Annotated in this window: 9 protein-coding genes; all 9 read right to left on the reverse strand. The window is 46.1% G+C overall.

The genetic code is table 11. The annotated features are described in order from the left end of the window. Window positions 1-69 precede the first annotated feature (69 nt). A complete protein-coding gene (gene ftsA / locus BMW79_RS08080; protein WP_089892944.1) occupies window positions 70-1,473 on the reverse strand; it encodes a cell division protein FtsA in 1,404 nt (467 codons plus the stop codon). Continuing rightward, window positions 1,470-2,552 (reverse strand): cell division protein FtsQ/DivIB, encoded by a 1,083-nt coding sequence (locus BMW79_RS08085; protein ID WP_143059109.1) that lies wholly within the window; start codon window positions 2,550-2,552, stop codon window positions 1,470-1,472. Before BMW79_RS08085 ends, ftsA begins: the two co-directional genes overlap by 4 nt. A gap of 20 nt (window positions 2,553-2,572) precedes the next feature. Then, a complete protein-coding gene (murC, locus tag BMW79_RS08090; protein WP_089892950.1) occupies window positions 2,573-3,934 on the reverse strand; it encodes a UDP-N-acetylmuramate--L-alanine ligase in 1,362 nt (453 codons plus the stop codon). 21 nt (window positions 3,935-3,955) lie between these two features. Then, window positions 3,956-5,047, reverse strand: coding sequence for an undecaprenyldiphospho-muramoylpentapeptide beta-N-acetylglucosaminyltransferase (gene murG, locus BMW79_RS08095; RefSeq protein WP_089892953.1), 1,092 nt, complete (start codon window positions 5,045-5,047; stop codon window positions 3,956-3,958). A 36-nt stretch (window positions 5,048-5,083) separates the two neighbouring features. Beyond that, window positions 5,084-6,283, reverse strand: a complete 1,200-nt coding sequence (locus BMW79_RS08100; RefSeq protein WP_089892956.1) for an FtsW/RodA/SpoVE family cell cycle protein — start codon at window positions 6,281-6,283, stop codon at window positions 5,084-5,086. Between the two features lie 66 nt (window positions 6,284-6,349). Continuing rightward, window positions 6,350-7,690, reverse strand: a complete 1,341-nt coding sequence (gene murD, locus BMW79_RS08105) for a UDP-N-acetylmuramoyl-L-alanine--D-glutamate ligase (RefSeq protein WP_089892959.1) — start codon at window positions 7,688-7,690, stop codon at window positions 6,350-6,352. Between the two features lie 32 nt (window positions 7,691-7,722). After that, window positions 7,723-8,982 (reverse strand): phospho-N-acetylmuramoyl-pentapeptide-transferase, encoded by a 1,260-nt coding sequence (gene mraY, locus BMW79_RS08110; RefSeq protein WP_089892961.1) that lies wholly within the window; start codon window positions 8,980-8,982, stop codon window positions 7,723-7,725. 88 nt (window positions 8,983-9,070) lie between these two features. Further along, window positions 9,071-10,537 carry a UDP-N-acetylmuramoyl-L-alanyl-D-glutamate--2,6-diaminopimelate ligase gene (locus tag BMW79_RS08115; protein ID WP_089892963.1) on the reverse strand — a complete coding sequence of 489 codons (1,467 nt, stop codon included), beginning with the start codon at window positions 10,535-10,537 and terminating at the stop codon, window positions 9,071-9,073. Continuing rightward, a complete protein-coding gene (locus BMW79_RS08120) occupies window positions 10,538-12,646 on the reverse strand; it encodes a penicillin-binding protein (RefSeq protein WP_089892965.1) in 2,109 nt (702 codons plus the stop codon). Window positions 12,647-12,669: the final 23 nt, after the last annotated feature.

The raw sequence follows: 12,669 nt of genomic DNA on the forward strand, positions 1-12,669 counted from the left end.
ATTAATTATCGTTCTTAATTCTTATTATATTAAACGTTTGCTTTTTGCAACAATTGCGCCATTTAACTTTTAAAGTTTTGCATCTTCTTCTTCTGTAAACATGTCAATGATTTTTGTTTTCATTTTGTCTAAGAAGTTCTTCAATGAGGCGTTTCTTTCTTTTGCTTTCCGGTCTTGTATTTCCTGGCTACTTGGGGTTTCTTCTTCTATCCAGTCCTCGGGTGGAGCCACCGACTGAGCAGCCTGTTCTTTGGCCAGATAGCTGGTATTAATTTTTACATAATTTTCTTCCAGTGCTTTGCGATCGTTCTCAAAATCGTTGTAGCCTTTCAGGATCAGGCCCACGCAGGTAGCATACATAGGTTTGGTTAACTCGTCTATGTGGCCGCTGGCGAGGTGCTCGTTGGGGAATCCTATACGGGCGCTTGCACCGGTGGTGTATTCTGTCAGCTGTATGAGGTGCTTCAGTTGGGAACCGCCACCAGTAAGGATGATACCACCATTCAGCATCTTATTATCCATGCCGATCTGTTTGAGATGATATACTACGAAATCGAGTATTTCACTCATACGGGCCTGAATGATATGTGCCAGGTTCTTCACGGAGATCTCTTTGGGGCTCTGACCTCTTAATCCGGGGATCGTGATATAGGCATTGCTTTTGGCTTCATCCGCCAGGGCATAACCAAACTGTACTTTCATCTGTTCTGCCTGTGTTTTTAATACACCCAGGCCGTTCTTGATGTCGTTGGTAATGTTTTCACCTCCGTACGGAATAACGGCGGTGTGTTTCAATATACCCTCATAAAATACTGCCAGATCGGTGGTACCACCACCAATATCTACAATGGCAACACCTGCTTCGAAATCCATGTCGCACATTACTGCGGCAGCGGAAGCCAGTGGTTGAAGAACCAGGTCACGGATCTTCAGGCCGGATTTCTCCACGCTGCGGTTAATGTTGCGGATAGCGTTCTTGTCGCCGGTAATGATATGGAAGTTCGCACCCACCTTTACCCCGGACATACCAATGGGGTAAGTGATATTCTGCAGACTGTCCACTATATATTGCTGCGGGATCACATCAATGATCTGATCACTCGCGGGAATAACTGTTTTGTACTGATCGTTGATCAGCTGATCGATATCTTTCTGGGATATTTCCGCATCAGTGTCGTTGCGTACAATATCTCCACGGGTTTGCAAACTTTTTATATGATGACCAGCTATACCGACATATACTTCGTTAATCTCCAGGTTAGGGTTGGATGCATAACAATTTTCGAGTGCTTGCCTGATAGCCTTAATCGTTTGATCGATGTTCAGCACCATACCGTGCTGTACACCAAACGATGTAGCTTTTCCGAATCCCAGGATTTCCAGTTTCCCGTATTCATTCTTCCGTCCTGCAATGGCAGCAATCTTCGTAGTACCTATGTCGAGTCCTACAATGATGGGAGCTTCCTGATTCATGGCGTTTTTTGTTTTTTTGATGTGTTAACAGATTTATTCCCTGGCTTATACACTGCTTTAGGTTGTTGTTTGGCCGGCGCGGCTGCTTTTTCTTTTTTCACTTTTTCTTTCTGCGCTTTGGCCTTTTCTTTTACTGCGGGCGCCGGTTTTGCTGCCGGTTTTTCCCTTTCCGTATGTACCGGTTTTACTGCTGCCGGTACATGCGCGGTGGAATCTTCACTATCCGCAATAGGTGGTTCATCTGGCACAAACAGTTTTGCACTGTCGGTTTTGATGACTGGTTGCAAAGGTACAACACCATCTTTACGGGTGCACACCACTTCGTTTTCAAATGCGATGTTGATGCGCGTATAGTTATTCCAGCCTACTTTGTTCAATCCTTCTTTATAAAAAGCCAACAGTTTAGTGAACTTTTTATCTATATCCACTCCTTCTCCAAAGGCGATTACCTGGTCGCCCAGTTTAGGTATAAACTCAAATCTGCGGTCGGCCGTGATCATGAGTTGTTCTACCTGTGCCATCCAGAAAGGATCATTTCCGATGTAGGTGCCCAGATCCACGATCTGTACGGTTAACAGGCTATCCGCTTTCTGCAGCTTTTCTGCATCAGTGGGGAAACCCGTAAATACCGGCACCCTGGCTGCATAACGACTGGATACCGGTATATGCTCACCCGCTCCGTCGACATAAAAGCTGTTGCCGGAAAAAGTAAAGATCCTTGCTACGGGCTCGCGTTGCGTTACTTTAATATTCAGTTGCTGACTGTTATCAAAATAGATCTCTGCGTTTTTTACCCATGGATCCTGGTCTACAATTGCTTCCAGCTGTGCGATATTAATATCCCCGATACGCTTTCCGATCGGGTTCAGATTTTTATCTTTCGTGATCAAAGATTTGATATCCTTGGATTCAATAAAGAAATTATCATCTTTCCCTTCAAACTTCACCTGGATGCTCTTGCATTTACCAGCGTCTTTATCTTGTATAGCCGCTACCAGCAGTACTACAAAACCCGACAATACCATTCCCCAGAGAACGGCTATGCCCAGTCGTTTTAATATCGTGGTAGTTTTAGACAAGTGTGACGTTATTAATAATGTTATGTTGTTTTGTTTTTAAGAAGATGACCTACCGGTTCTTTTAACTGATCGATATCTCCTGCACCGGCCGTGATCAGCAGTGGTACATCCTGTTTCTCCAGGTATCCCACTACTTCCTCTTTCGGTAATATTTTTACGGGTACTGTTATTTTTGCAGCAATCATTTCACTGGTCACACCGGGTATAGGGAGTTCCCTTGCCGGGTAGATAGGGAGCAGTATTACTTCATCTGCCAGGGAAAGACTTTCAGCAAAACCATCTGCCAGGTCACGTGTCCGGGTAAATAAGTGCGGCTGGAAAATCACCGTACATTTTTTGCCTGGAAACAATGCTTTTGCACTGGTGATCAATGCACGCAATTCTTCCGGATGGTGTGCATAATCATCGATGTATACCTGGTTATCTGTTTTTACCACATATTCAAATCTGCGCCTGATTCCTTTGAAACTGGCGATGGCAGCCCGGATTTTACCTGCGTCTATTCCCAGGAGATGCGCTACCGTGATGGCGGCTACCGCATTTTCCACATTGTGCATACCGCCAATGTGCATGGAAATATTATCGATCATCCAGTCCTGCTGCATTACATCAAACTCATATCCGCCGTTGATCATGCGGATGTTGGCGGCGTAAGCGTTGGCAGCATCGTTCTGTAAACTGTACAACAATTTGTTGGTGGCATTCAGTTCATTGTTGCGATGCAGGCCGAACCTAGCAATCAGCGTGCCATTGGGCTTAATATTGTGCGTATATTGAATAAAAGCATCTTCCATTGCCTCCGGAGTGCCGTAAATATCGAGGTGATCTGCATCCATGGCAGTCAGTACCGCGATATCCGGACTTAATTTCAGGAAGGAACGGTCATATTCGTCTGCTTCAATGACGGCTACCTGTTTATCACTGCTCCAGAAATTTTTGTTATAGTTCACGCTGATACCACCCAGGAAGGCATTGCAGCCATAACCACTGTCGGTGAGCAGGTGCGCAATCATGGTAGACACGGTTGTTTTACCATGCGTACCGGCCACGGTGATTGCAAACAGCGAGCGGGTAATTTCCTGCAGCACGTCGCTGCGTTTTACTACTTCAAAGCTATTGTCGCGGTACCACTGCAGCTCGGTGTGTGCCGCCGGGATGGCCGGCGTATATACGACCAGGTTAGTGGTTTTGTCGAGTAAACTGATATCGTCTGTATAATGGATTTGCATACCTTCTGCTTCCAGCTGCTTTGTGAGCGCTGTGGAGGTACGGTCATAACCGCTTACCTGCACCCCTTTCTCATTGAAAAAGCGTGCAATGGCGCTCATGCCAATACCACCGATACCGATGAAATAAACCCTTTGTATGTTGTTCAAATCCATATATTCTTCTAAAAATCGCTGCTAAATAATTCCTAAAACCTGGTTGGCAATGGTCACATCTGCATGTGGATTGCCCAGTTGTCCGATATTGTTTTCCAGTTGCTGCATCAGTGCCTTGTTTTGTAAAAGACTGAACAGCACGTTGCTTAACTGGTTTTGTACTTCTTCATCTTTAATGATCAAACCCGCATGTTTGTTCACCAGGTTCATCGCATTTGATGTCTGATGATCTTCTGCTGCAAACGGGTAAGGCACAAATATCACCGGCTTTTTCACCACACATAATTCTGCGATGGCCAGCGCACCTGCTCTTGATAATACCACGTCGGCGGCTTTGTAGGCGAAGTCCATCACGTTGATGAAGTCGTATACCTTGATATGCGAAGCATACGGCGCAGCCGCTGCTTTGGCTGTTTCGTAAAACGGCTTTCCCGTTTGCCAGATCAGCTGAATATCTTTTGCCACTATCTCCTGCAACAAAGGCTGTAAACCTTCATTAATTGATTTAGCTCCCAAACTGCCGCCAACGGCGAAAATGGTTTGTTTGGCGGTGCTTAAACCGAAATGCTGCAGGGCATCTTCCCGGGTAACGGCCGACTGGGAAATACTATTTCTCACCGGGTTGCCCGTCATTATCAGTTTATCTGCCGGAAAGAATTTTTCCATACCATCGTATGCCACACAGATCTTTTTCGCTTTCTTTCCGAGTATTTTATTTGTTTTTCCTGCAAAGGAATTCTGTTCCTGGATCAGGGTGGGTGTTCCATTTTTCTGTGCCCTGTTGAGCATCGGAAAACTGGCATATCCACCTACACCTACTACCACATCTGGCTGAAAGCTTTGCAGGATGGCCTTCGCGCGGCGAAGACTTTTCCAGATTTTAAAAGGCAGCAGGATATTCTTGAAAATATTGCTGCGATTAAAACCGGCGATTTCCAGTCCTTCGATCGGATAACCTGCCTGTGGTACTTTCTCCATTTCCATTTTCCCGGTGGCACCTACAAAAAGGATGTTGATGTCCGGTTCGATTTTCTTCAACGCATTTGCGATCGCTATCGCCGGGAAGATATGTCCCCCGGTACCGCCTCCTGCTATGATCACTTTGCGTTGCATGTTATATTCTGATACAATTGATGTTATAGATACGTATTAAGCGACGGCAGCGTTTTCTGTTTGCGCCATTACTCTTTCCAACCGTTCTTTTTCTGCCTGTTTACCTTCCATTTCTTCTACATTTCTCGACACACTCAGGATGATACCGATGGCCATACTGGTGAATAAAACCGAAGATCCGCCCATACTCACTAACGGAAGCGGTAACCCTGTAACCGGGAACAGCTGCACGTTTACGGCCATATTGGTCAGTGCCTGTATCACCAATGTGACACTGAGTCCCACTGCCAGGAAGGCGCCGAATGCATACGGACATCTTTTATAGATCCTGATACTTCTCAGTAACAAAATCATATAGGCCGCCAATATCAGGAACGCGCCAAACAGGCCATATTCTTCTATGATGGTAGCATAGATGTAATCAGAATAGGCGTGTGGCAGAAAGTTCCGTTGGGTACTGTTGCCGGGTCCTTTACCTAAAATGCCTCCACCTGCAATCGCGATGTTGGCTTGTTGTACCTGGTACGGCATATCGGAATGATCTCCATGCAGGAAATTATCGATACGTTTTTCCCAGGTTTTCGTACGCATTTCCATGGGTGTCAGTTTGGCCACCATGAAAAGCAATACCACCAGTACAGTGCCTGCGGCTACCATGGAAGCCAGGAACCGGATGGGTACCCTGCCGATGAAGCAGAGCAGCATACAGCTGGCGCCCAGTAACAGGGCTGTACTCATATTGGCCGGCATGATCAGTGCGCAGATAATTCCTACCGGTATAATGATGGGCAGAAATCCTTTTTTGAAATCGTTGATCAGATTCTGCCTTCTTGATAATTGTCTGCTTACATACATGAAGATGGCGAGTTTCGCCACATCCGATGTCTGGAAGGTGAGGTTGATGATCGGAAGCCGGATCCATCTGCTGGCATCATTGATATGCGAACCAAAGGCCAGGGTGTACATCAGCAACGGTATGGATACCAGGAACCCGATCTGTGCCACACGGGAGTAAATCGTATAATTTACGCGGTGGGCAAAGTAAATGATCAGTAAGCCCATCACCAGTACCGTGAGCTGCTTCAGGAGATAATACTCCGTATGGCCGCCCCTTTCGCGGTAGGCGAGTGAGCCGGTGGCGCTGTATACAGCGAGCAGGCTAACCAGCGATAGAAAAAATACTACCGTCCAGATAACTTTATCGCCTTTGGTTCTATAGAGCAGTCCTCCTGACATTAACTTCTCACTTTTTGTTTTTATTATTCAGATAGATGTTACTATATATGTTGATCAATGCTGCGATTACAGCGCCTTTACCTCATCTTTAAACTTCCTGCCCCTGTCTTCGTAATTTTTGAAAAGGTCGAAGCTGGCGCAGGCGGGCGACAATAAAACGATGTCTCCTTTCGTGGCCTGTTTAAATGCTTCCTGCACGGCATCATGCATACTGGCAGTGTTGATCATCACCGGTGTATCTTTTGATAACGCGGTAATGATGGGGGTGTTGTCCACACCCATACAAATAATTGCTTTCACCTTCTCCTTCACCAGGTCGCGGATGGCATCGTAGTCGTTGCCTTTATCCACACCGCCCATGATGAGTACGATGGGTTTATCAAAGCTTTCCAGTGCAAACCATACGGAGTTTACATTGGTGGCTTTGCTGTCGTTGATAAAATCCACGCCGCGAACCGTTGTTACGTATTCCATGCGGTGTTCGAGGCTCTCGAATGAGGCGAGGCTTTCGCGGATTTTTTCATTTCTTATATCCATGGTCCTGCCTGCAATTGCTGCTGCCATTGAATTATACAGATTGTGTTTTCCCTTTAATGACAGGTCATACATGGACATGATAACCGGATCTCCGTTGACATCGATGTTCAACTGGTCGTTGGCAATAAAGCCGCCTTCTTTCAGTGGTTTCATGATGGTAAAAGGTATTGATGCTGAATAAATGGGTTGCTGCGCTAAATGTCGCATGATCTCAGGATCGTCCATGCAGTAGATGAAGTAGTCTTCCGCTGTCTGGTTCATGGCAATTCTGAATTTGGACGCTACATAATTTTCCATTTTGTAATCGTAGCGGTCCAGGTGATCAGGCGTAATGTTCAGCAGGATGGCCACATTGGGTTTGAAGTCCTTAATGTCATCCAGCTGGAAGCTGCTGATTTCAATCACATAATACTCCGCTGGTGCGGTTGCCACCTGCCTTGCGTAGCTCAGACCAATATTCCCTACCATGGCTACATCCAAACCTGCGTTTTTAAAGATGTGATAGGTGAGGGCGGTGGTGGTGCTTTTGCCGTTGCTGCCGGTGATGGCAATGATCTTTTTACCTGTCGAGAAACGGTAGGCCAGCTCTATCTCGGAGATCACGGGAACGCCTTTTTCGCGTACCTTTTTCATCAGTTCCGATTTTTCAGGGATACCGGGGCTTTTAACGATTTCGTCTGCCTCCAGTATGAGATCCCAGGAATGATGTCCTTCTTCAAAAGAGATCTGGTTTACCGCCAGTTCCTGTTTATAGTTGTCTTTTATTGTTCCTCCATCTGATACAAATACATCATACCCTTGCTGTTTTCCCAGCAATGCTGCGCCAATACCGCTTTCTCCTGCTCCTAATATGATGAGTTTATGTGCCATTTATTTTTTTGAATACTGAGTGAATTTATTTTTTATCTCATTTTCAGAGTGGCGATGGCGAATACTACACACATGATAGTAACGATCCAGAACCGCACTGATATTTTACTTTCGTGATAACCGATTTTCTGATAGTGGTGATGCAGGGGCGACATTTTCAGAATGCGTCTGCCTTCGCCGTATTTCTTCTTGGTGTACTTGAAGTAGGAAACCTGTAACATCACAGATAATAACTCTACCAGGAATACACCGCAGAAGATAGGTATCAGTAATTCTTTTCTTACAATGATGGCGAGGGAAGCAATGATGCCGCCCAGGGCCAGGCTGCCGGTGTCTCCCATGAATACCTGCGCCGGGTAAGCATTGTACCAGAGGAACCCGATACATCCGCCCACAAATGCCGCGATAAATATGGATAACTCTCCCAGGTTGGGGATATACATGATGTTCAGGTATTCCGCAAACTGGATGTTACCGGATACGTACGCAAAGATCCCCAGGCCGATGCCGATGATCCCTGAAACGCCTGTTGCCAGGCCATCCAGCCCATCTGTCAGGTTAGCGCCATTCGATACGGCGGTAATAATGAAGATGACAATCAGGATGTAGAGTACGAACGTATATTTTTCTGCTCCCGGAATCCAGGAAATCAGTTTGGAATAATTGAATTCGTGATTCTTTACAAACGGAATGGTGGTAATCGGTGTTTTTACATCAACAAAGCGGTGTCCGTCGCGGGTTACGCGCTCCGGGTGATTGGTAACTTGTCTTTCATAAGGTGCCAGTTTCTTTGCGCCCATTACTTCGCGTGATACAACAACATCATTGTTGAAGTATAAAGTACAACCAACAATCAAACCAAGTCCTACCTGCCCCATGATCTTGAAACGTCCGGCCAGTCCTTCTTTGTTCTTTTTGAATACTTTGATGTAATCATCCAGGAAGCCGATGAGTCCTAACCAGATGGTAGAAAGCAGGATTAACCAGATATATACATTCCCGATCTGTGCAAAAAGTAAAGTTGGAATCACGATGGCGGAGAGGATGATCAATCCACCCATAGTCGGGGTTCCCTTTTTGGAGTTTTCTCCCTGCAGGCCCAGTTCACGGATCGTTTCGCCAATTTGTTTTTTCTGTAAAAACTTAATAATCCTTTTACCGAACAGCAAAGAAATAATCAGCGATAGCAATAATGCCATCGTTACACGGAAAGTGATATACTGAAACATACCACCGCCGATGACGCTGATCTTAAATTCTGTTTTCAGGTAATTTAAAAAATAATATAACATATGTTTTAGTCGTAACCTGCCCACGCTGTTCGGGGTGGACAAGCTTTTAAGTCATTGGATTATTAAGTATTCTATCTTTCGTTTTAGTTTATTTCTCCAGGGTTTTCATCAGCTCCAGCAGCACTTCCTTATCATCGAAGTGGTGTTTTACGCCTTTGATTTCCTGGTATTTTTCATGTCCTTTACCGGCTACCAGGATAATGTCTTCCGGGTTAGCCAGTGAAAGCGCCGTTTTAATGGCTTCTTTCCTGTCGGTAATGGAAATGGTTTTCTTTTTCAGGTGAACAGGGATACCTGCTTCCATTTCCCGGATGATCTCCGCCGGGTCTTCCGAGCGGGGATTATCAGAGGTCAGGATTACACGGTCGCTGTTTTCTGCGGCTACATCTCCCATCACAGGGCGTTTGGTGGTATCTCTGTCGCCACCGCAGCCTACCACGGTGATCACCTGTTCATTGCCTTTACGCAGATTTTTAATGGTAGCCAGTACATTTTTCAATGCATCCGGCGTGTGTGCGTAATCCACAATGGCGATGATCTGTTCCTTATCTGAAATGATATAGTCAAATCTGCCCTCTGCACCGGTGGTGTCGCTCAAAGCCTGTAGCACTTTGGCTTTATCAATGCCCAGTAATACAGCGGCACCGTAAACGGCCAGCAGGTTGTAGGCATTGAATTCACCGATCAGGCGGAAGTGTACTTCTGTATCACCTACCAGCATCACTAATCCTGTGAGATTATTTTCCAGGATTTTGCCTTTGAAATCCGCCAGGGTGCGCAGACTGTACGTAGCTTTTTTTGCTTTTGTATTCTGCAGCATCACCATTCCTCTTTTATCATCGAGATTGGTGATGGCAAACGCACCTGTGGGCAGGTTGTCAAAGAATGATTTCTTTACCCGGATATATTCATCGAATGTTTTATGATAATCCAGGTGATCATGTGTGATGTTGCTGAAGATGCCTCCCGCGAATTTCAACCCGGCAATACGTTGCTGGTGGATGGCGTGGGAGCTTACCTCCATAAATACATACAGGCATCCGTCTGCCACCATCTGTGCAAGTAATGCATTCAGGTTGATGGGATCCGGTGTGGTATGTGTGGCCGGTATAACGGTGTCGCCTATCTGATTTTGTACCGTAGATAATAGTCCACAGTGATATCCCAGTTTGGTAAATAAGCGGAACAACAGCGTCGCGATGGTCGTTTTGCCATTGGTGCCGGTTACGCCAACCAGTTGTATTTTATGAGAGGGGTTATCATAGAAGTTACCTGCCATGATCCCGCTGCTGTTAGCGCTGTTGGCTACCTGTACATAGCATACATTTTCTGCCAGTTGTTCGGGTAGTGTTTCACAGATCACTGCAGCTGCGCCCAATGCAATTGCTTTTTCAATGTACACGTGTCCGTCTACGTGTACGCCTTTCACTGCAATGAAAGCATCTCCGGATCCTACGGACCTGGAGTCAGTCGTCAGGGCGTGAATGGCAATATCTGTGTTGCCATGCACCGCCTGGATGCTTACATTATACAATATGTCTCGCAGCGTCTTCATCTAGCTCAGTTCTATTACGATGGTTTGTTCGTTTCCAATTTTAGTTCCGCCGGGGAGTGATTGTATTTTCACTTTACCGGCACCTTTAACTACTACGCGTAGTCCGGCGTTTTCGAGCAGGTAGAGGGCATCTTTCAATCCCATTCCGGTTACATCAGGCACTGCGCCTTTTGTCTGGTTTACCTGCTGGAAGGCAATTTTACGGTCTGTCACTTTTGCGCTTACCCAGCTATTGTTGGCTGGAGTGCTGCTGACAGGCAGTTGTAATTTCCCCAGGATTTGTTTCCATTCACTGCCTTTGCCATTTTTCAGTGACAGCAGGGTATCCAGTTGCATGGTAGCCTGCATGGGTTTTTGTCTTTCTACCGCGATTGCGTACAGTTTATCTGCCACTTCTCTAAACACGGGACCCGCAACGTTTGCACCATAGAAGCGCAAAGCATGCGGTTTATTTTTTATCACTACTACACAGGTATACTGTGGGTCATTTGCAGGAAAGTAGCCCGCAAACGACGATTGATAGATTTTATCTGCGTATCCACGGTTGCCATTGGCCACAAGTGCGGTACCTGTTTTAGCTGCAATGGTGTAATAGGGGCTCCGCAGTTTTTTTGCAGTGCCGTCTATAGGTACTCCTTCCAGCATGGCTTGTACCTGTTTCAATGTGTTTTGAGAACAGATGCTGTCCAGCAATACAGTAGGTTCAAATTGTTTTTCTACCTGGCCATATTCCTGTATAGAATTGACGAGGTAGGGTTTCATCATTTTACCATTGTTGGCCACTGCATTATACAACATGCATGTTTGCAGTGGGCTGATCAGTACTTCGTATCCGAATGCCATCCATGGCAGGGAAGTAGCGCTCCAGGTTTTGGAGGCGGTGGTTTTAATCACCGGTCTTCCTTCACCGATCAGATCTATTCCTGTGAACTGATCCAGTCTTAACCTTTTCAGGTGGCCAACGAATTTATTCGGTTGGCGGTTATAGTACTGGTAGGCAATTTTCGCCATTCCCACATTGGAACTCAGTTCAAATGCGTGTTTGATGGTAACGTTTTGCGGGCCGGGATGCGGTTCGGAATCGAATACCGTTCTGCGACCTACCTGCCAGTGACCACCATCCATGTTCACCATGGAGTTCATGGTGGCATATTTATCTTCCAGCACAGCGATAACGGTAGCCAGTTTAAAAGTGGAACCGGGTTCCGCTACCTGCAGTGCATAATTCATATCTTCCCAGTAGCCGTTGCCATCGGGTTGTTTACCGAGATTGGCAATAGCTTTTATTTTGCCTGTTTTCACTTCCATGAGAATGCAGGTGCCGTGATCGGCTTCATTCTGCACCATCATGTTCATGAGGGCGGTTTCCACGATATCCTGCATATTCACATCGATGGTGGTAACAACATCGCGGCCATTTTCCGGTTCAATATCGTATCCATCTACGGGTACATAGGTACCTCCGGCGATGCGGCGCATCAGTCTTTTACCGGTAACGCCTTTCAGGTAATCGTTGTAGGTTCTTTCGAGACCTACGCTCTGTGAGTTTTCGCGGGCCAGCCCGATGGTTCTGTTGGCGAGCAGTTTAAAGGGATTGATGCGCTTACTTTTTGATTCAGCGATCATACCACCTTTGTTTTTGCCGAGGCGAAACATCGGGAAGGAGCGTAACTCCTGGTATTGGTTAAAGGGCACGTCTCTTTTCAGTAAAAAGTAACGGTCCTTTGTTTTGTATCCTTCCTGCAGCATGGTTTTGTAGGCTGCTTTGCTACGGTCGCCGAAAGTTTGGGAAAGCGCATAGGAAAGAGAGTCGAGGTTTTCCTTGAACACTTTTCCATTTTTATCCCGGAGTCCATCGGCGGCGAAATCTATCCGGATGTCAAAATAGGGAATAGAGGTAGACAGCATTCTGCCTTCCTCCGAGTAGATGGTACCTCTTTCAGCGTCGAGTGCAACATAACCGGTGTGCAGGCTGTCTGCCATGCTACGCCAGTAGTTGCCCTGTACATTCTGGATATAGAATACTTTCACCAGGATGGCCACGCTAAAGAGCGCCATGCCGATGAGGCACAGATACACTCTCCACAATATGTCCTTTTTTACATCCACGATGTTATTTTAGCTTTTGACTA

It is taken from the genome of Chitinophaga arvensicola (assembly GCF_900110835.1).
Lineage (GTDB): Bacteria > Bacteroidota > Bacteroidia > Chitinophagales > Chitinophagaceae > Chitinophaga > Chitinophaga arvensicola.